The following is a 20,320-nucleotide window of genomic DNA, read 5'->3' as shown; positions in this document are numbered from 1 at the left end:
ATTTCCGACATATTTTAGCTTGACTGTTTAAATGGAATCGATTACTATTTAGAAAAGTGAATATTTTGTGAACTTTTTCAAAAAGGATGGTTTGATGGAGGGACAGCGTACCTGTGTCTTATTAAGCCGGCTCTTATTGAAAGCGCTTTAAAGAATTAGTGGTTTCATTTCAGCGACCCTGAAAATCGGACTACCGTTGCGTCTTTAACAGCTTTTTTGCTGTGAATGAATGTAACGGTATTTTTTATTTCAAAGGAGGAAGGGTAAAATGAACAAACACAAAAATCGTTGGTTAATCGCTCTGTCGGCAGTCGGAATCCATATTTCGATCGGTTCTGTTTATGCCTGGAGCAACTTTACAAACCCGTTGATGGAGCAGTTCGGATGGTCTGCAAGCCAGGTTCAGATGACATTTAGTATCGCCATATTGTTTTTGGGATTGTCGGCAGCTTTTATGGGGCATTTCGTGGAAAAATACGGACCAAGAACTTCCGGTCTGGTTGCGGCGACATTCTTTGGAGTCGGTGTTGCCGGTGCAGGACTAGCTGTCAATTTTGGATCATTACCATTATTGTATTTATTTTACGGAGCACTAGGTGGAATCGGTCTCGGTGTTGGTTACATAGCTCCTGTGTCGACTTTGGTCAAATGGTTTCCGGACCGCCGCGGTCTTGCTACAGGTCTAGCGATCATGGGATTTGGTTTTGCAGCTACTATCAGTAGTCCGATCATGGATGCGCTGATCAAGTCGGTCGGAGTCGCCAACACTTTTTACATTCTTGGTATAGCCTATTTCGTCGTCATGTTCTTGTCTTCTTTGTATTTGGAAAAACCAGAGGAAGGTTGGTTGCCGGCCGGCTATCAAGAGAAAGTGGACAAAGGAGAAAAAGCTGTCAAAAAGGATCTTGCACAATTAACTGCCAATCAGGCAGTAAAAACAAAACGCTTTTATTACATGTGGCTGATGTTGTTCATTAACGTCACTTGTGGTATAGCCATTTTGTCTGCGGCAAAACCGCTGGCACAAGACAGTATCGGACTCAGTACAACAGAAGCAGCTGCACTTGTCGGAGTACTCGGTATATTTAATGGCCTTGGAAGGATCGGCTGGGCTTCTGTTTCCGACTACATTGGCCGAACAAACACTTATACAACCTTTTTCGTTTTGCAACTATTCTTGTTCTTCTTTTTGCCGAATATTTCATCGGTCATTTTATTTCAAGTAATGCTTGCTATTATTTATACTTGTTATGGAGGAGGTTTCGCCTCGATTCCAGCTTATATCGGGGATTTATTCGGAACGAAACAATTGGGGGCAATCCACGGCTACATTTTGACAGCATGGGCAGCTGCGGGGCTCGCTGGTCCATTGTTTGCTGCATGGATAAGAGATACGACAGGAAGCTATGCGAACAGCCTGACATTCTTTGCGGCTTTGTTTGCGGTCGCCCTGGTGATATCTGTCTTGATCCGTTTGGATATCCGCCGGCTCGAAGGAAAAACAGCAAATACGAAATCAAAAGTGGTTGCAAATTAGCCGGTTTTGTTTTAGGGTATTTATTGCCAGCTATTAGTGAAAAGAGTTGTTTAACATGAACAAGTATGAAGCAGAATTCAGCAACCTTGTACGAGCATACCGGAAGCGCCACATGGGGAAAGGCCCTAGTCAGATCCAAACGACCTTTTGCAAAAACTGGGCGATTTGCGAGATGCAGGGTAATTTGTCGCCAGTAGAGAAGTTCATTGCCGGTTATGACGAAGGGAAACAGATGCTTCGTTCTGCACGGACAGAAATGGTGAAAGACATGTACCAGAAAAACCATCCGGTAGAAATGGAAGAACTGCTTGGTGCGAATTTCCTGGAGTTGTTCGTCGATATTGATATCGAAAAAGACAAAGGGATGTCCATCTTCGTCTTTGATCAGCAATTGGAAGACAAATTCAGTAAAGAATCATAATGGATAAAAATACAAAAACGTGTTGGCACTTGGCAGCGTTCCTGTTAAAGACTAACCACCGTGGGTTTGAGAGTGATTTTGCACTTCAGGCTTTTCGGTGGTTTTTGTGTTTTTAGAGCAGAAATTCACAAATGTGAAATAGCGGTCACATCCCTTCCTGCTCTGAAGGCCCGTCCCTGTGCAGGAAGCATATTTACATAGTTAATATTAATAGACTGATAAGGGTGAGAGAAATGGGAAAAACACAACATTCAGGTCCACAAAAAATGCCGAAGACTCCGGCGCCGGAACATTGGGTGAGTCCAGTTCCATTTGGTTTGGGAAAGGTAAAACCGAAACATATCCGCGATACGATGAAAGTGATTTGGGAAAACAAGGATAATTTGAATTATGCTAAAAACATCATAACAAAAGGTGTTTGCGACGGATGTGCACTGGGTGTGAGCGGGCTTCAAGATCAAACATTGAAAGGGCCGCATCTTTGTACGACCAGATTGAACGTGCTCCGGTTGAATACTGTGCCTGCCATGAAGGAAGAGGTTGTCCATGCAGATATCGATGAACTTCGTAAGTACAGCAGTGCAGAGCTGCGGCAATTGGGACGGATTCCGTATCCATTGATCCGCAAGCCGGGTGAGAAGAAGTTTTCCAGGATCAGCTGGGATGAAGCGATGGACATGATTGCGGAAAAAATGAAAAAGCTTGATCCCAAACAATACGGATTCTATCTGACATCCAGAGGAATTACGAATGAATCATATTATGTAGCGGCAAAAACAGCGCGTTTTCTCGGGACAAACCATATCGACAATGCGTCACGTATTTGTCACTCTCCTTCAAAGACAGCATTGAAACGGTCTGTTGGAATCGGGGCTTCCAGTGCCAATTATCAGGATTGGATCGGTTCCGATGTCTTGCTGTTCTGGGGCAGCGTTGCTTCAAACAGTTCGCCTGTCTCGACTAAATACATGCTTGCTGCCAAGAAAAAGGGTACGAAAATCATCGTTATCAATCCACACAGGGAACCTGCGATGGACAAGTACTGGATTCCGTCCAATGCGGAATCTGCCTTATTCGGAACGAAAGTGGCGGACGATTTTTATCAAGTGAACATCGGCGGAGACATCGCCTTCATGGACGGAATTATGAAGTATTGGTTCGAGATGGAGGACAGGGAGAAAGGATCTGCGATCAATCATGAATTTGTCGAAGAGCATGTCAACGGCTATGAGGAATTAAAGAGGAAAGTCGGCGAGAAAACATGGGAACAGATTGTCGAGTCGTCCGGCATTTCCAAACAACGGATCATCGAATTGTCTGAACTCCTCGCCAACAGTAAAAATGCAGTGTATGCATGGGCGTTGGGGTTGACTATGCACTCATTCGCTACAGACAATATTTCTCAAGTTGCCAATCTTGCATTGCTGCGCGGCCATCTGGGCAGAAAGTATAACGGACTGATGCCATTCCGTGGCCACTCAAGTGTTCAAGGCAGCGGCGAGATGGGAGCCGACCCTTTCGTACTGCCTGGCGGCGGCTGGGATGAAGAAAATGTCGAACGCATCGAAGAACTTTGGGGATTCGACCTTCCTGACTGGCAAGGAGACATTGTCGGCGTATCACTTGAAAATGCTGCTTTGCCGGATGATAATGAAAGAAAGCTGAAATTATATTATATGAGCGGCGGCAACTTCCTCGAGACGATGCCGAATCCGGAATTTATCGAAAAAGCCCTGTCAGAGCTTGACATCAGGGTGCATCAGGATATCATATTCAACACCTCAACACTCGTGGACGCGAAGGAAGCAGTTATTGTTCTACCCGCTAAAACGCGTTATGAACAAGACGGAGGCGGTACGTCTACTTCCACAGAACGAATGGTTTATTTTTCGCCGAAAATTGATGGCAACAAAAATGAAATTGAAGAGGCGCGTTCTGAATGGAAAATTTACGTGGATTTGGCCAAGCGAGTAAAACCGGAATCGGCCCATTTGGTGAAATTTGAAACAGGCCAGGAAATCCGTGATGAAATTGCCAAGGCGAATCCAAACTATGACGGGATTCAACACCTGAAAAAGCAGGGGGATGTTTTCCAATGGGGCGGCGCCTGGCTGTGTGAAGGCGGAGTTTGTCCGACTCCTGATGGAAAAGGAAACCTAATTCCCGTCGATATTCCGCAATTGAATAAGCCGGAAGGGACTTTCTATGTAACTACCAGGCGTGGCAAGCAATTCAATTCCATGGTTTACAAGGAAACCGATCCATTTAACGGTGCTGGCCGCTACGATGTAATTATTAACGAACAGGACGCGCATAACCTCAATATCCTGGAAGGTGAAGGAATAGTAGTTTACAATCAATTCGGCGTTTTCCAAGGAAAGGCCAGATTTGCCGAAATGGCACAGGGCAACATCGGTCTTCATTTCCCTGAAGGCAATTTCCTGATTCCAAAAGGGATTTACGACGGACCATCCGGTATCCCGCAATATAGTGTGGCTGTAAAGGTAGAAAAAGCCGAACGGTTTAACGCCCGCAAGGATACAGATTACCTCGAGAAGCCTGTTGCCGATCTTGAGACAGAAATCAGTTAACACAAAAAGAGGCGTTGCAAAATGAAAGACAATTCCGTGATGAAAAATAAGCGAATCATAAGATACGATGGAAAGTCTATACTGGAAGTCGACGATGACATAGCCAATGAATTCCCATTGACCATCTTTGTCAATGGGGAAGAGTTTGCCACCATGGTGTGCACCCCGACTTATCTGGAAGAACTGATCAAAGGCTTTCTTGCCTCAGAAGGAATCATCCGGTTTCTGGATGAAATAGACTCGTTCACAATAGATGAAGACCGCGGGTTTGCCTATGTGGAGTTGAAGAACAAACAAAGTTTGAATACCGATTCCCATTCCAAACGGTTCATCGGATCGTGCTGCGGAAAGAGCAGGCAGTTCTATTTTCAAAATGACGCCAAGACAGCGAAAACGATCATGAAGAAAACCAAAATATCTGTGGACCAATGCATCGACCTGATGAAAACAATGCAGGAAGATTCGACCGATTTCCACTCAACCGGAGGGCTTCATAATGCTGCGCTTTGCACAAGGGAAAACTTGCTTGTTTCCCGCTCGGATATCGGCAGGCACAACGCGCTGGATAAGGTATATGGATATTGTCTGGATAACCGGATTCCGCTGGCCGACAAAGTGATAGCCTTCAGCGGACGGATATCATCCGAGGTACTTCTCAAAGTTTCCAAAATTGGAGCCGGCATTATTCTATCCAAGTCAGCACCGACGACTCTTGCTTTGGATTTAGCTGAAGATTTGGGCATAACCACCGTAGGCTTCATCAGAGGAAACCGGTTGAATGTCTATACACACCCGGAAAGAATCGAAGAAATAACCGATTAAAACAACAAGCCAATTTTCCTTTGAGGGGGAAAGTTGGCTTGTATTTTTTTAGAAGAATTACTCCTGTTTAATTGGGTTCCGCTCAAGTTTCACCCCGGTTAATCTACTATTAATTTTGATTGCTCTACTGTTCTTCGTGTTTCCAATATGTTTCTTTGCCGCTAACCGGGCAAGATGGGAAGCTTTCATCTTTTTTCAATGTACTCATCTCACCGGACTGGCATAAGTAATTGCCTGTCTTAGGCACGCCTTGCCCTGTTCTATATTCACGTGATTGCTCTGTCATTTGCCTGCCTCCTTTTCACCCCCTATCCTGTCCAATTTGATTTCCACTTACTCATTTAATAAATGCCGAAACATTCACTTTATTTTGAAGGTAACCTGAAAGAGATGTAGTATTAATAAAAGGAGTAAATAAATGGAAAGAGGGATGCATATGGGGAAAGTTGTAGGTTTTGAAATTAGCAGTCAGGAGCCGGAAAAAGCGGTAGCCTTTTATTCAAAAGTGTTTGGATGGAAAGTGGAGGAACCAAAATGGGATTACCGGGCAATATCGACAGAAGGAACAGGTATTAACGGGGGAATATCCAAAGGTCCTTACGACTATCCGCACGGAACCAGGATCCAGATTGAAGTGGAAGATATCGAGGAAGCTATTTCAAGGGCAAAGGACAATGGAGCAATGGTTGTAAGGGAGAAAATGGATTTCGATGGTTTTTATCTGGCATATTTGGTCGATCCGACTGGTAATGGGATAGGGTTGATTCAAAAGCGTTAGGCATCTATTACTCCCAGGTAAACGGGAATATGTTACGATTGATGGTAGATACTGGAAGGAGGACAAACATGACTGACGAAAAAAAGACGTTGTATTTTTATATGTCCGTCGGCTATACAGGCCTCCTTTTCGTCGCACTGGCTGCTATGAGATACACTTCATATATAAACGATAGTCTTGGATATGCGATGGTTTTGTTTGGTTTTTTGATGGTTATTTCTTATGTGAGATTCTTAGAGAAGAAGCTTGGATTGACAAAGATGGAATTCGTGGTCAGCAAGGCGGTCTTCGTCATTGTTTTTGCCATTATTTCTTTCATTCTTTATGTATAAATGAGGAGGAGACGATTGAGGCGACCAATATTTGTGCTAACAGTAATATGCTGTATTCTGACGACGGCTGGCTGTTCGAATCAAAAGGATAATACTGCTACTATTTCCTCCATAGAGGATTCAGACTATATGAGTACATTTGATGATTTAGGGCTGGGATTGTTGCTGGATTTTGATTTCACTTTGCCTCAAGCTGATAAACGCTGGGTCAGGATTTGGGTGGAGGGATATAAGGATGGAGAGAAAATGCCCGATCCTTTAAATCAATTATATTATGGAGAAAGCCCTAATGAAACAGAACAGGGACATATGGGGTTTGGTCTTATCAACCCTCAATCAGAAGAATCCATGTCCTTTTTGTACGCACAGGGTGCACATCAGCAGCCGAGAGATATGGACGGCTTTTTGAAAATGGATGCAGCAAGCAGTTGGGGGTACGCCATAAGTGAAGACCAATTAGACATAGAAATCGGCCAAACATACATACTTGGCTTTTATTTTCAATCTAATTCTGAGTCAATCAGAACTTATGATTTACAGGATTCAAAATCGGTTCAGGAAATGATTGATGATAGTTCAAGATTATTGCTGTTGAAACTGCAAGTGGAGAATAAACAGACAGGATGATCATCCTGTAATGAACAGCACATCAGATCATTTTTATTGAAAATCATGCTACAATTACTTTATAGCAATTGTTTGAGGTGAAAGTGATGGATGCCAATACCATTTTAAAAAAAATAGAGAATCGTACACCGTCAGTCCTTGGACATGAGCAATTTGCCAAATTTGCTGTTCTTATCCCGATGATTGAAAAAGACGGTGAGCTTCATCTGCTGTTGGAAGTCCGCTCCCAGAATTTAAGGAGACAGCCCGGGGATATTTGTTTTCCCGGCGGGAAGATCGATAAGCAGGATAAAAGTCCAAAAGCTGCAGCCATAAGAGAGACGAGTGAGGAGCTGGGTATCGATGAGAGTGAAATCATCGATGTCCTTCCGATCGATTATATGGTGTCTGCATTCGGAATGATGGTATTTCCGTATGTCGGTATGCTGAAAGAGTCTCAAGATTTACAACCGAATCCCGATGAGGTTGGAGAGACGTTTACGGTTCCGCTGAACTTCTTTTTGGAGACGGAACCAAAGGTCTACCAGGTAAACTTGGAAGTACAGCCTGAAGAGAACTTTCCTCATGATTTGATCGCCGGGGGAGAAGACTACGATTGGCGTCCGCTCAAAATGGAAGAACATTTTTACCTGTATGAGAACAGGGTGATCTGGGGAATGACGGCGAAAATCATTTCACATTTTGTTCAGATGATCAGGGAATAAACAAACAGGAGTCCGCTGCAAGATTGCTGCGGACTCCTGTTTGTTTACTTTACCAGCGGACATCAATACCCTCGAATTGTAACTCTTCATAATCAGGAACAACGGTTGGATCTAAGTTTACAATGGTTAAAGACTCCAACTGCAATATATCCTCTACAGTACCGTTGAATGAAGAGTTCTGGATGTTCAAATACTGAACATGCTGCATTCCTTCTGAAACGCTGCTTAAATCATCCACGGTCGGACCTATGAAGGTCACTTGTTCTAAAATAGGCAGATGTTTAAGTAGCTCTCCCGGTATGATTGCCTGGTTTAGCTTCAATACTCTCAGCGATTGCATGGCCTCGAAATATTCTTCCTTTTCATCCACCTGATAAGTTCCGTCGAGATGGGAAGCATTGATGGTAAGTTCTTCTAATGCGAGCAGGTCGCTATTTGTCACTTCTTCCGGTTCCTTACCTATAGACATTGCGATAGAACGGAGAAACAGTTCATCCATCTTTACAGGTTCTTGAGGGTTATCAATTTTTTTGAATTTTTCACCAAATGAAAAAGCGTCAAAATCAAATCTCTCTTCAATCAAATGTTCCTTGTCTTCGGATAGATGAATCAACTTTACGGACTTAAGTATTGGTTCTTCAATTTCCAATGTTACGAATAAGTCGATGTTTTCTTTTTTAAACTTTTCGAAAGCCGGAGGTGAATGATATTCTGTTGTATCAAAATCTATTGTTTCATCTGAATACACAAAGGAGGTCAAATTGGAATCACTTTGTTCCTTTTCATGCTTCATTTTCTGTCCTCCATGTTGTTCAATCAATGATATCACTTCATCCGCTTTAGGGTAATCTAATACAATCTTCTTGATTTCAGCAATTTTGGCATTTATATCTTTAGATTCCGTTTTTTCCTCATTAGGCGCCTCTTCTTTCTCGTCGTCTTTTTCATCAGAGGCCGGGTGGAGAAAGGGGTTTCCGGATTGATAGAAATAAACGGACCCGCCAATCATTAGAAAAGCCAGCAAAACTGTCATGATTTTAGGTAAAACAGGAAGCGGTTTTTGTTTTGGTTTATTTTGATGGAATTTTCTTCGGTCCGCTTCTGTAAATAAAGGTTCTTCACTTATTTGTTTATTAATTGCCTTCTTCAACTCGTTACTATCCAAGTGACCATTCCCCCTTATCAACTTGTTTTTTTAACAACTGTCTGGCGCGCTGCATACGAGTTTTAATGGTAGATACCGGGGTGTCTGTGACATCTGATATTTCTTGCTGAGTCATACCTTGCTGGAATGTGAGAATCATAACTTCTCTGTATTTAATAGGTAAATTCAAAATGGCATTTGCTATTTCATCCAATCTTTCCCTATGTACAACGGTATCTTCCAAATGCTTCGGGTCTTTCTGATCAAGCCACTGATCCTTTGCCAGTTTGATGCGGTGGAGGGGAGAACGCAAATAATCCTTGCTGCGATTAATGGCAATTCTCATCACCCATGTTTTTACATGGGATTCTCCATTAAACTTATCCCATTTTCGATAAATAAGGAGTAATACTTCTTGAAAAATATCATCTGTAGTATGGTGATTTTTGACGTAAGTGTAGATAGTCCTTTTCAGGATTTCTCCATAATGATCCATGATAAATTCTATTGCTTGGTCTTTTGTGAAATGTTCATGTGTAGTGCCGGCCACCGGGTTTCTCTCTCCTTTCTTCTAACTGTTAGACGTTTCAAATAAGAACAAGGTCTGTATTTATTTAAAAAATATATTTTTTTCTATGTAAGCCTGGAAATTTGGAGAGGACGTTCCGTAATAATTCGATATTAACAAAAATCCAAAAATGGATATTGCTTTTTATAAATTTTTATTGTAATATGTAAAAAATCAAATTAAACTCCTTTATGATAAAAGCACGGAAAAGGACAAGAGATACTTTTTACGTTTTACAGAGAGGGAAGGGATGCTGGGAACTTCCTAACGCAGGAAAGTATTTTACCACCTTGGAGCAGTATTGGGGAAAGGAGAGTATCCAATACCGCGGATGCGGCGTTACAGCACCAAAGCCACAGGTTTATAAAAAATCTGTGGGAAATTGGGTGGAACCACGGGTATACGCACTCGTCCCTTATAGAGGGATGGGTGCGTTTTTTGTTTTCAATCAAATAACATGCAATGAAAAGGACAAGAGATACTTTTTACGGTTTACAGAGAGGGAAGGTATGCTGGGAACTTCCTAACGCAGGAAAGTATTTTACCACCTTGGAGCAGTATTGGGGAAAGGAGAGTATCCAATACCGCGGATGCGGCGTTACAGCACCAAAGCCACAGGTTTATAAAAAATCTGTGGGAAATTGGGTGGAACCACGGGTATACGCACTCGTCCCTTATAGAGGGATGGGTGCGTTTTTTGTTTTCAATCAAATAACATGCAATGAAAAGGACAAGAGATACTTTTTACGGTTTACAGAGAGGGAAGGTATGCTGGGAACTTCCTAACGCAGGAAAGTATTTTACCACCTTGGAGCAGTATTGGGGAAAGGAGAGTATCCAATACCGCGGATGCGGCGTTACAGCACCAAAGCCACAGGTTTATAAAAAATCTGTGGGAAATTGGGTGGAACCACGGGTATACGCACTCGTCCCTTATAGAGGGATGGGTGCGTTTTTTGTTTTCAATCAAATAACATGCAATGAAAAGGACAAGAGATACTTTTTACGGTTTACAGAGAGGGAAGGTATGCTGGGAACTTCCTAACGCAGGAAAGTATTTTACCACCTTGGAGCAGTATTGGGGAAAGGAGAGTATCCAATACCGCGGATGCGGCGTTACAGCACCAAAGCCACAGGTTTATAAAAAATCTGTGGGAAATTGGGTGGAACCACGGGTATACGCACTCGTCCCTTATAGAGGGATGGGTGCGTTTTTTGTTTTCAATCAAATAACATGCAATGAAAAGGACAAGAGATACTTTTTACGGTTTACAGAGAGGGAAGGTATGCTGGGAACTTCCTAACGCAGGAAAGTATTTTACCACCTTGGAGCAGTATTGGGGAAAGGAGAGTATCCAATACCGCGGATGCGGCGTTACAGCACCAAAGCCACAGGTTTATAAAAAATCTGTGGGAAATTGGGTGGAACCACGGGTATACGCACTCGTCCCTTATAGAGGGATGGGTGCGTTTTTTGTTTTCAATCAAATAACATGCAATGAAAAGGACAAGAGATACTTTTTACGGTTTACAGAGAGGGAAGGTATGCTGGGAACTTCCTAACGCAGGAAAGTATTTTACCACCTTGGAGCAGTATTGGGGAAAGGAGAGTATCCAATACCGCGGATGCGGCGTTACAGCACCAAAGCCACAGGTTTATAAAAAATCTGTGGGAAATTGGGTGGAACCACGGGTATACGCACTCGTCCCTTATAGAGGGATGGGTGCGTTTTTTGTTTTCAATCAAATAACATGCAATGAAAAGGACAAGAGATACTTTTTACGGTTTACAGAGAGGGAAGGTATGCTGGGAACTTCCTAACGCAGGAAAGTATTTTACCACCTTGGAGCAGTATTGGGGAAAGGAGAGTATCCAATACCGCGGATGCGGCGTTACAGCACCAAAGCCACAGGTTTATAAAAAATCTGTGGGAAATTGGGTGGAACCACGGGTATACGCACTCGTCCCTTATAGAGGGATGGGTGCGTTTTTTGTTTTCAATCAAATAACATGCAATGAAAAGGACAAGAGATACTTTTTACGGTTTACAGAGAGGGAAGGTATGCTGGGAACTTCCTAACGCAGGAAAGTATTTTACCACCTTGGAGCAGTATTGGGGAAAGGAGAGTATCCAATACCGCGGATGCGGCGTTACAGCACCAAAGCCACAGGTTTATAAAAAATCTGTGGGAAATTGGGTGGAACCACGGGTATACGCACTCGTCCCTTATAGAGGGATGGGTGCGTTTTTTGTTTTCAATCAAATAACATGCAATGAAAAGGACAAGAGATACTTTTTACGGTTTACAGAGAGGGAAGGTATGCTGGGAACTTCCTAACGCAGGAAAGTATTTTACCACCTTGGAGCAGTATTGGGGAAAGGAGAGTATCCAATACCGCGGATGCGGCGTTACAGCACCAAAGCCACAGGTTTATAAAAAATCTGTGGGAAATTGGGTGGAACCACGGGTATACGCACTCGTCCCTTATAGAGGGATGGGTGCGTTTTTTGTTTTCAATCAAATAACATGCAATGAAAAGGACAAGAGATACTTTTTACGGTTTACAGAGAGGGAAGGTATGCTGGGAACTTCCTAACGCAGGAAAGTATTTTACCACCTTGGAGCAGTATTGGGGAAAGGAGAGTATCCAATACCGCGGATGCGGCGTTACAGCACCAAAGCCACAGGTTTATAAAAAATCTGTGGGAAATTGGGTGGAACCACGGGTATACGCACTCGTCCCTTATAGAGGGATGGGTGCGTTTTTTGTTTTCAATCAAATAACATGCAATGAAAAGGACATGAGATACTTTTTACGGTTTACAGAGAGGGAAGGGATGCTGGGAACTTCCTAACGCGGGAAAGTATTTTACCACCTTGGAGCAGTATTGGGGAAAGGAGAGTATCCAATACCGTGGATGCGGCGTTACAGCACCAAAGCCACGGGTTAATAAAAACTCTGTGGGAAATTGGGTGGAACCACGGGTATACGCACTCGTCCCTTCATAGGGATGGGTGCGTTTTTATTTAATATATGAAGGAGTGTTGGTGATGGATAAGATTTTTATACAATTTCCAGATGGCAATGTAAAGGAGTACCACAAAGGAATCACAGTCGGAGGAGTAGCGGGCTCGATCAGTTCAAGCTTGAAGAAAAATGCAGTCGCGGGTAAAGTAGGTGATCAAGTCGTCGACTTAGACTTCAGGCTGAACAAGGACACACAGCTTTCCGTACTGACTCTCGATAGTGAAGAAGGATTGGAAGTGTTGAGACATACTTCAGCACATGTGCTGGCTCAAGCGGTAAAAAGAATCTATGGGAATGTCCAACTCGGAATAGGGCCGGCCATAGAATATGGCTTTTACTATGATATGAAACTGGAACATAGTCTTGGTTTAAATGACTTGGCAGTCATTGAGCAAGAAATGGAGAAAATCATTAACGAAAATTTGAAAATCAAACGAATGGAAGTTTCTTATCAAGAAGCTGAAAAGGTGTTGCGGGGAAATGACGAGCCATACAAGTTGGAAATGTTGAAACAGCTGCCAGAGGAGGATAAGATCACACTCTATCAGCAAGGAGAATTTATCGATCTTTGCCGGGGACCCCATCTTCCTTCCACTGGTTTGGTCAAAGCGTTTAAATTGACTCATGTGTCAGGCGCGTATTGGCGGGGAAATAGCCAAAACGAAATGCTCCAACGGATATACGGCGTGGCATTCAAAAAGAAAAAGGATTTAGATGAATATCTATTTTTTTTAGAAGAAGCATCCAAGCGTGACCACCGGAAGCTGGGAAAGCAATTAGAGTTATTCATGTTCTCGAAAGAAGCACCAGGAATGCCGTTTTATTTACCCAAAGGTCAGGTCATCAGAAATGAGTTGGAAAACTTTTCACGTGAGCTGCAAAATAATGCCGGTTATGAGGAAGTAAGGACACCTTTCATGATGAATCAGCGTTCTTGGGAGAAATCCGGACACTGGGATCATTACCATGAGAACATGTACTTTTCAGAAGTAGATGATACTAACTTTGCCTTGAAACCGATGAACTGTCCCGGCCACATGATGATCTTTAAAAACAATCTCTATTCTTATCGTGACCTGCCAGTCCATCTTGCTGAATTCGGTCAGGTTCACCGCCATGAATACAGTGGAGCCTTGAATGGGCTGCTCCGTGTCCGTACTTTTTGTCAGGATGACGCCCACATTTTCGTCCGCAAAGATCAAATCGAGGAAGAAATCAAACAGGTCTTCGCATTGATTGACGAGGTTTACCGTACGTTCGGTTTTGAATATTCGGTGGAGCTTTCGACTCGTCCGGAGGAATCTTTGGGAGATGATCAACTATGGGAAGTATCAGAAGGGGCTCTCAAAAATGTGCTGGACGACCTTGGCTTGAACTATCTGGTGAACGAAGGAGACGGTGCCTTTTATGGACCGAAAATTGACTTCCATATTAAAGATGCCTTGAATCGAAGCCATCAATGTGCGACAATCCAGCTTGATTTCATGTTTCCAGAAAAGTTTGATTTAACTTATGTCGATCAAAACAATGAAAAGGTTCGTCCGGTTGTAATCCATCGTGCTGTCTATGGATCCATTGACCGTTTCTTCGGTATCTTAATTGAACACTTTGCAGGGGCTTTTCCTGTATGGCTGGCACCTGTTCAAGTACAAATCATTCCTGTGTCAAAAGCTCATCTGGACTATTGCTTAAAGGTTCAGTCCGTACTGAAGCAAGCAGGGGTCAGGGTGAACATCGAACAAAGCGAAGAAAAGCTGGGATACAAAATCAGGAAGGCACAAATCCAAAAGATTCCATATATGCTTGTACTCGGGGATGAGGAAAGGGGAACAAATGCTGTAAATGTCCGAAAGTATGGAGAACAAGAATCGGAAATTGTCCCGGTGGATCAGTTTAAGGAGCTGATTCTCCAACAAATCAAACACCGCAGTATGTAATACCATAATTCAGATCAATCCATCTAATGGGTTGGTCTGGATTCATTATCTAATGTGTTGTAAATTCATGTTAAAATGAAGATAAAAACAACGCTTTAAGGAGAGTTAAATGCCTGTTATCATACATAAACAATGGATTAATGCATCTCGCCAATTATGCTTTGATCTGGCACGGAGTGTTGACGTCCATACGATGACTACATCTGGCACAAAAGAAAAAGCGGTCGGCGGTATAACGAAAGGGTTGCTGGAAGAGGGCGACACGGTCATATGGGAAGCGTTTCATCTTGGTCTGAAACGAAGATTGACAGCAAAAGTGATTGAAATGGACAAGCCGGATCAATTTGTGGATATTATGGTGAAAGGAGCCTTCCATTCCTTTACACACACACATCAGTTTGTTGAAAAAGATGGTGGGACGCTGATGATCGATACCTTTGACTATAAATCCCCATTTGGGTGGGTTGGGATTCTTGCCGACAAGTTGTTTTTAGAGAGGTATATGACTAAGTTCATAGCTGCCAGGGCAAAGGAACTCGGCAAGTTGGCAGAAAAAAGTCAGGGGATGTCTATTCGGGGAGGTTAGTATGGCGAAAAAATACAATTTGTGGTCCTTCTATATCCTGATATGTTGTATAGGAATGGCCATCTATTCTTTATATTCGAATATACATAACATGTGGTTGATTGCACCGCCAAATTACATACTCTTTTTAATCAGCGTATTCACTTTTATATTTGGTGTGAAAGGTTTTCAGGATAAAAGAAGTCCCTGGTCAAAACTTAGAAGCTGGTTAACGGTAACCTTTTCAGCTTTGCTTTCCATACTACTTTTGACAGCGCTGATTTTAATGTTGTTAGCTAGTTCCATGGGTGCGAATAAACATATCAAAACAGTAACATCTCCCGAAAACGACTACACGTTAAAGTTTTATCGGTGGGATGCGGGAGCGGCCGGTTCGTTTGGAATAAGAGGAGAATTGCATGGACCGCTTTGGTTCAAAAAGAGATTTTACTATCAGGAAACAATAGAAAAAGTTGATGTGGAATGGGAAAGTAACCGTGTAGTCACCATTAATAATCTTGCTTTGAATTTGGATGAAGGTGAGACTCATGGTTACTAGTAAGATTGGAGGAAATAAATGAACCCGCCAAAGCATATCGTTTCAGCAGCTGCAATTGTATTAAACAAGCAAAATGAAATCTTATTGATTAAAGGACCCCGCAGAGGATGGGAAATGCCTGGCGGCCAAGTCGAGGAAAGGGAGTCTTTGGAGAGAGCGGCAATCAGAGAAACGAAAGAAGAGTCAGGTATTGATATAGAAGTAACGACATTTTGTGGAGTTTTTCAAAATGTCGATCGTTCCATTTGTAACACGTTGTTCTTAGGTAAGCCGATCGGGGGAGAATTTTCGACAAGTCCTGAGAGTCTTGAAGTCGGCTATTTTCCAATTGAAAAGGCACTGGAGATGGTGACTTGGAATAACTTCAGGCAGCGGATCGAGTATTGTTTGAATAAAAAACTACATCCATTCTATGTATCTTTTTAGAATTTACAATGATTATAGGAGTGACCATACATTTACAAAAGGGTTGAAGAAAGATGTTACTCGGTATATCTGCCATGGAACCAACCCCCTGCAAAATGCAGGGGGTTGGTTTCTGTGTCTAATCCTTTTTTTCTTGTGCTGCTTCTTTCTTTTCTTTTGCAGCCTCTTCTTTCTCTTTTTGGGCTCTTTCCTTCTCTTCCTCAGCTTCTTTTATCTGATTGTAACGTTGTCGCTGCCGGTAGCCGTAGGTGGAAGACAGCACGACGTCCTCATTTTCCAGGGCAGAACCTAAAGCCCCGATGATTGTGGCCATGCTTGTTACTGTCCAGGCCACATAAAAATAGTTGATATAGCTGGCGTTTCCCGATAACTGGGACTCAAGTAATTCCATTGGAATGATCACGACTACCGCAATGGAAAAGAGGCAGAACAATAATAAGTAGTACATACAGACAGTGACATAAAGGGTAAGCACAGTAGCCATATTGTATAAATTCCGTATGTATTTGCTTCTTTCTTCATTTGGCTTTTCCCATAGACCATGTCCAAGGATTATCCACAAAACCATTGCGGAAATAGACACAAATGAAAGCATCAACATTCTCCATATTTCATAATTACTGCTGAGCATCCATAATGTCGGAAAAATCAGTGCATAGGAACCGGTTGTAAAGGCGATCATGACTACTTTCATAAAAGAGGGGAACATCGCCCAAGGTCGGTTGGCACGAACCATTCCCGTCAATACCCTTAAAGGGATACTGATGCGTGATTTAACTGTGAAGCGGACATCGATGGTTGATTCGTCATCATCTGGCCTTTCTCGTTTAATGGGGGACAAACGCTCAAATATCCGTTTTCCAACTAGACGGCGGGCACTTTTATTCTTTAATCCTTTGAATCTTTTTTGATCTTTCGTTTCCAGTTTTAGCTGGGCGTGTTCCCGGCTTGCATCGGAGCTCCCATAGTACATTTCGTTCAACAGCTGTAAGATCGATTCCCTGATTCGTTTAATCATCGGAGTTGACCCAAGCCCGGGAAGGCTGATGAGCGCAACATTTTGCTCTTCATTTGCTTCCGCAACGATTAATCTCTTATGTTTAAACAAGGGCAAATCAGTGAGACAGACGGAAAAATCCCATTCTTCCTCCACTTTTCTATTAATCATTTCATTTATGACTTCCTGGGAGTCTTCAGTCATCCCCGTAAGAGCATCAATGACAAACTCTACTTCCCAATTGTAATTATCATCTACATAATAACTGAGCAAGTTGGGTAGTGACGCCTGCAGTTCTTCGCCGATTGTGTTTGGATATCCAGGTGCTGTGATAAGGCCTAGCGTTTTCGTTGATTTGCTCATTCATGTCCACCTCGATTCATACTCTAATACTATATATCCTAAAATGATTGCTTTAAACGGGGTAATTTTTCACATTAATGCAAGAAGCTATATCAAAAGCAGTTTCTTGTACATAGACGGTGTGCCAGGAAAGTTTGACACAACGTTTAATAATCTTTATGAAATGGTCTTGATTTTTTTAATGAAATAATAATGTTTAAAGAGGGCGAGTACTGCCAGAAGAATTTGCACTGGCAGGATTTCCACAATGACGATCGAAATGATAATAAAGAAATCGGCAATCAGGTTGATGCGGATCTTTTCTTTGCGTGACAACCCTTTTTTCTCTATAAATGCTTCCGCGTATTTTTTATATAATTTGGTGTTTTTTAGCCAATTTTCCATCCGTCTGGAACCTTTTGCAAAGCAATATGCGGCGAATAAATAAAACGGACCACCCGGCAGAACGGGCAATACAGTTCCTGCCACACCAACCATGAGCGAGAGGAATCCAAGCAGTAGAAAAAGGATGCTTTTTAGTTTCTTAATTGTCATCACCTTTTATCTCTATATCTCTAATCATGTATAGGTTGAATTACATTTTTAAACTAGACTAAATTGTACTACAAATTTGAAGGAAGATTAATCAGAAAGGCATAGGAAAACATGGCATGCGGATGTACAGGCCATGTTTTTCTGTGGCTTATTACAGTATTGCTGCTTGATGTGACTTTTAAAGTCCTTGGTATATCTTTTTTAGATGGATATCGTCAGGATGGAACGGGTCGGCAGTTGCAAAAACTCCCGGGTGGGGATGCTGGTCGATGATGTTGATCAATTGTTCTCCCATATACTTTGCTGTGTATTTGAATCCGCTATGGATCCACTCCATAATCAACCCGAACAATGCATAGGCATAGTAGCTGGTCAAAAAATCCATGTCCACCCGGATTTCCGCATCATCCATAATTTCGAGGTCTTGTCTGGAAAGCTGCTTCAACACTTGGCAAAATTTAGTTTGGAAGCCTGGTATGATGCTGGATGATAGGAGAGCTTCATAGAATCTGGAGTAAGTGTATACATGTTCGAATATTTTAATTTTGGCTGAGGTCAGTTCCTGCACGACAAACGTTTCCGTATTAAGATACGGTGCTCTGTAGGAATCAATTAACTTGGTCATCACATCGTCAACCATATCGTTTAGTAATTCTTCCTTCGACTGATAGTGTTTATAGAAAGCCCCCCGGTTTACATCTGCATGCTGGACAATTTCCGTAATCGTTATCTGTTTGAGTGTCGATTTTTCTAAAAGGGAAAGCAAGGCATCGTGTAATGCGTTTTTGGTCTTCGTAATTCTCCTATCTTTTGTCATCGACAAAACACCACCAATATGTTCATTTTTTGGTATTGATTGGACAAATCATTTTAAACTATCCATTTTTCAACATTTGGGCACTTGATTGCTTATTGATACTAAAAAGTATAATAGATTAGAATTTTATTGAAAACATCATACGCTGTTTTAAATAGGAGGATGTTGAGATGAGATTGGAAGGAAAAGTAGCTGTTGTTACAGGCGCAGCTTCAGGTATGGGCAAGTCAATAGCGGAATTGTATGCAAAAGAAGGGGCGAAAGTGGTGCTGGCGGATTTGAACGTCGAAGGCCTCCAGCAAGTTGTCGAAGAGATTACCAGCAATCGTGGCGGCACCGCCAAGGCAGTAAAAGTAAATGTATCTGAAGCGGCAGATATCGAAAATATGATTGATACAGCAGTTAATGAATATGGCACATTGGATATTTTGGTGAACAATGCAGGAATCATGGACGGTTTTGAGCCAGTGGGAGATATCACAGATGAAAAATGGGATTTGCTCTTCGATGTTAATACGAAGGGAGTCATGCGTGCGATGCGCAAGGCTATCCCGATCTTTCTGGAAAAAGAAAGCGGGGTCATCATTAATACAGCTTCCACCGGCGGTTTCAGCGGTGCCCATGCCGGTGCGACTTACGGTGCATCAAAGCATGCAGTAATCGGGTTGACAAAGAACACAGGCTTTATGTATGCCAAAAAAGGGATACGGTGCAACGCCATCGCCCCTGGGTCGGTGGAAACGAACATTGGATCAAGTATGTTGAATATCAATCAATTCGGCATGGAACGTGCAGGTTTGACCCACGCCGTATCACCGAGGATCGGCAAGCCGGAAGAATTGGCTAAGGCTGCATTGTTTTTAGCTTCAGATGAATCCAGCTTTGTAAACGGCACAGTCATCACCGTGGATGGTGGCTGGACTGCTGCCTTTTAATGAATTTCAGGCTGCCGGATTAAATTCCGGCAGATTTATTGTTTTACGACTGTGGAAAAGACCGGTTAGTTAAAGACCATTCATTGATTCTTCCTATCTATGTTATGATAAAGAGACTTTTATCCATATGAGGAGGAAACCAGCGTGAATGATTATGGAAAATTGCATCAATTTAACGGTAGGTACTATTTAAGCTTTGACCGCTATCTACCGGTAAGCTGTAATGAGGCTTTTCGTGTTATCACTGATCCTCAGGCCTTCACACAATGGTATCCATTCGCAACAGGTGAAATGGAGTTGAAGGAAGGCGGGGCCATCGCATTCGATGATGGAGAGGGCTCTATTTATGAAGCGGTGATCACCCAGTTAGATGAGCCCCGTATCTTTGCCTTCCGTGAAGTCGATGATTTAATAGAAATTACTATGCAGGAGGAGCAAGAAGGCTGTAAGCTGAACTTCAAACATACCTTCGACAACGATGAATGGGCATCCAATATGGCGGCAGGCTGGCATCGATGTCTTGATGTACTTGTCCAAATAGTCAATGGGCAGCCTGTGGAGTGGGGCAATAATTCTGTGCAACTTAGGGAAAGATACAAAAAAGAATTCAATATGTGACAAACGATGGGTGC

The 20,320-nt window shown here is 42.5% G+C and carries 20 protein-coding genes and 11 other annotated features; of the genes, 14 read left to right on the top strand and 6 right to left on the bottom strand.

What is annotated here, in order from left to right; translation table 11 throughout:
* The first annotated feature begins 268 nt into the window (after positions 1–268).
* The 4 genes from CZ434_RS08190 to fdhD all read left to right on the top strand — a co-directional run bounded on the left by CZ434_RS08190 (position 269) and on the right by fdhD (position 5,371).
* Entirely contained in the window at positions 269–1,537 is a 1,269-nt protein-coding gene (locus CZ434_RS08190) for an L-lactate MFS transporter (protein ID WP_077622678.1), read from the top strand.
* Positions 1,538–1,592: 55 nt separating this feature from the next.
* Complete coding sequence (locus CZ434_RS08185) at positions 1,593–1,958, top strand: Na-translocating system protein MpsC family protein (RefSeq protein ID WP_077622677.1); 366 nt, start codon at positions 1,593–1,595, stop codon at positions 1,956–1,958.
* 233 nt (positions 1,959–2,191) lie between these two features.
* Positions 2,192–4,549 carry an FdhF/YdeP family oxidoreductase gene (locus CZ434_RS08180; protein WP_077622676.1) on the top strand — a complete coding sequence of 786 codons (2,358 nt, stop codon included), beginning with the start codon at positions 2,192–2,194 and terminating at the stop codon, positions 4,547–4,549.
* A gap of 21 nt (positions 4,550–4,570) precedes the next feature.
* Positions 4,571–5,371, top strand: coding sequence for a formate dehydrogenase accessory sulfurtransferase FdhD (fdhD, locus tag CZ434_RS08175; RefSeq protein WP_077622675.1), 801 nt, complete (start codon positions 4,571–4,573; stop codon positions 5,369–5,371).
* Between the two features lie 124 nt (positions 5,372–5,495).
* Here the strand turns inward: fdhD and CZ434_RS22055 are convergent, their stop codons facing one another.
* A complete protein-coding gene (locus CZ434_RS22055; protein WP_179107210.1) occupies positions 5,496–5,657 on the bottom strand; it encodes a hypothetical protein in 162 nt (53 codons plus the stop codon).
* 150 nt (positions 5,658–5,807) lie between these two features.
* On the opposite strand from CZ434_RS22055, the gene CZ434_RS08170 reads away from it, so the two are divergent.
* From CZ434_RS08170 to CZ434_RS08155, 4 genes are all read left to right on the top strand, one after another.
* A complete protein-coding gene (locus CZ434_RS08170) occupies positions 5,808–6,149 on the top strand; it encodes a VOC family protein (protein ID WP_077625120.1) in 342 nt (113 codons plus the stop codon).
* Between the two features lie 29 nt (positions 6,150–6,178).
* Positions 6,179–6,481 (top strand): hypothetical protein, encoded by a 303-nt coding sequence (locus tag CZ434_RS08165; protein ID WP_143262122.1) that lies wholly within the window; start codon positions 6,179–6,181, stop codon positions 6,479–6,481.
* A 15-nt stretch (positions 6,482–6,496) separates the two neighbouring features.
* Positions 6,497–7,108: a hypothetical protein gene (locus CZ434_RS08160; RefSeq protein ID WP_077622673.1), complete on the top strand. Its 612-nt coding sequence runs from the start codon at positions 6,497–6,499 to the stop codon at positions 7,106–7,108.
* A gap of 86 nt (positions 7,109–7,194) precedes the next feature.
* Entirely contained in the window at positions 7,195–7,812 is a 618-nt protein-coding gene (locus CZ434_RS08155) for an NUDIX hydrolase (protein WP_077622672.1), read from the top strand.
* Between the two features lie 49 nt (positions 7,813–7,861).
* Here the strand turns inward: CZ434_RS08155 and CZ434_RS08150 are convergent, their stop codons facing one another.
* Positions 7,862–8,977, bottom strand: coding sequence for a hypothetical protein (locus tag CZ434_RS08150; protein WP_077622671.1), 1,116 nt, complete (start codon positions 8,975–8,977; stop codon positions 7,862–7,864).
* Positions 8,970–9,506 carry a sigma-70 family RNA polymerase sigma factor gene (locus tag CZ434_RS08145; protein WP_245830944.1) on the bottom strand — a complete coding sequence of 179 codons (537 nt, stop codon included), beginning with the start codon at positions 9,504–9,506 and terminating at the stop codon, positions 8,970–8,972. The genes CZ434_RS08150 and CZ434_RS08145 overlap by 8 nt, the downstream gene beginning before the upstream one ends.
* A gap of 212 nt (positions 9,507–9,718) precedes the next feature.
* Positions 9,719–9,943 (top strand) — a binding site (T-box leader).
* A gap of 34 nt (positions 9,944–9,977) precedes the next feature.
* Positions 9,978–10,202 (top strand) — a binding site (T-box leader).
* Positions 10,203–10,236: 34 nt separating this feature from the next.
* Positions 10,237–10,461 (top strand) — a binding site (T-box leader).
* Positions 10,462–10,495: 34 nt separating this feature from the next.
* Positions 10,496–10,720, top strand: a binding site (T-box leader).
* Positions 10,721–10,754: 34 nt separating this feature from the next.
* Positions 10,755–10,979, top strand: a binding site (T-box leader).
* A 34-nt stretch (positions 10,980–11,013) separates the two neighbouring features.
* Positions 11,014–11,238: a binding site (T-box leader), on the top strand.
* Between the two features lie 34 nt (positions 11,239–11,272).
* Positions 11,273–11,497 (top strand) — a binding site (T-box leader).
* Between the two features lie 34 nt (positions 11,498–11,531).
* Positions 11,532–11,756, top strand: a binding site (T-box leader).
* A 34-nt stretch (positions 11,757–11,790) separates the two neighbouring features.
* Positions 11,791–12,015: a binding site (T-box leader), on the top strand.
* A gap of 34 nt (positions 12,016–12,049) precedes the next feature.
* Positions 12,050–12,274 (top strand) — a binding site (T-box leader).
* Between the two features lie 34 nt (positions 12,275–12,308).
* Positions 12,309–12,533, top strand: a binding site (T-box leader).
* A gap of 45 nt (positions 12,534–12,578) precedes the next feature.
* Between CZ434_RS08145 and thrS the strand changes: the two genes are divergently transcribed.
* The 4 genes from thrS (at position 12,579) to CZ434_RS08100 (ending at position 16,042) form a co-directional block, all read left to right on the top strand.
* A complete protein-coding gene (thrS, locus tag CZ434_RS08115; protein WP_077622668.1) occupies positions 12,579–14,492 on the top strand; it encodes a threonine--tRNA ligase in 1,914 nt (637 codons plus the stop codon).
* Positions 14,493–14,601: 109 nt separating this feature from the next.
* Positions 14,602–15,078 carry an SRPBCC family protein gene (locus CZ434_RS08110; RefSeq protein ID WP_077622667.1) on the top strand — a complete coding sequence of 159 codons (477 nt, stop codon included), beginning with the start codon at positions 14,602–14,604 and terminating at the stop codon, positions 15,076–15,078.
* Position 15,079: 1 nt separating this feature from the next.
* Positions 15,080–15,616, top strand: coding sequence for a DUF5412 family protein (locus tag CZ434_RS08105; RefSeq protein WP_077622666.1), 537 nt, complete (start codon positions 15,080–15,082; stop codon positions 15,614–15,616).
* Positions 15,617–15,634: 18 nt separating this feature from the next.
* Complete coding sequence (locus tag CZ434_RS08100) at positions 15,635–16,042, top strand: NUDIX hydrolase (protein WP_077622665.1); 408 nt, start codon at positions 15,635–15,637, stop codon at positions 16,040–16,042.
* A gap of 118 nt (positions 16,043–16,160) precedes the next feature.
* On the opposite strand, the gene CZ434_RS08095 is transcribed toward CZ434_RS08100, so the two are convergent.
* From CZ434_RS08095 to CZ434_RS08085, 3 genes are all read right to left on the bottom strand, one after another.
* Positions 16,161–17,402 (bottom strand): hypothetical protein, encoded by a 1,242-nt coding sequence (locus tag CZ434_RS08095; protein WP_077622664.1) that lies wholly within the window; start codon positions 17,400–17,402, stop codon positions 16,161–16,163.
* 156 nt (positions 17,403–17,558) lie between these two features.
* Positions 17,559–17,936 carry a YbaN family protein gene (locus tag CZ434_RS08090; RefSeq protein WP_245830943.1) on the bottom strand — a complete coding sequence of 126 codons (378 nt, stop codon included), beginning with the start codon at positions 17,934–17,936 and terminating at the stop codon, positions 17,559–17,561.
* 178 nt (positions 17,937–18,114) lie between these two features.
* Positions 18,115–18,753 (bottom strand): TetR/AcrR family transcriptional regulator, encoded by a 639-nt coding sequence (locus CZ434_RS08085; RefSeq protein ID WP_077622663.1) that lies wholly within the window; start codon positions 18,751–18,753, stop codon positions 18,115–18,117.
* 170 nt (positions 18,754–18,923) lie between these two features.
* On the opposite strand from CZ434_RS08085, the gene CZ434_RS08080 reads away from it, so the two are divergent.
* Together CZ434_RS08080 and CZ434_RS08075 are read left to right on the top strand one after the other, a co-directional pair.
* Positions 18,924–19,688: an SDR family oxidoreductase gene (locus CZ434_RS08080; protein ID WP_077622662.1), complete on the top strand. Its 765-nt coding sequence runs from the start codon at positions 18,924–18,926 to the stop codon at positions 19,686–19,688.
* Positions 19,689–19,832: 144 nt separating this feature from the next.
* Positions 19,833–20,306 (top strand): SRPBCC domain-containing protein, encoded by a 474-nt coding sequence (locus CZ434_RS08075; RefSeq protein WP_077622661.1) that lies wholly within the window; start codon positions 19,833–19,835, stop codon positions 20,304–20,306.
* Positions 20,307–20,320: the final 14 nt, after the last annotated feature.

This window comes from Sediminibacillus massiliensis (assembly GCF_900156915.1).
Classification (GTDB): domain Bacteria; phylum Bacillota; class Bacilli; order Bacillales; family Amphibacillaceae; genus Sediminibacillus_A; species Sediminibacillus_A massiliensis.
This window is presented reverse-complemented; position numbering and strand designations above follow the sequence as displayed.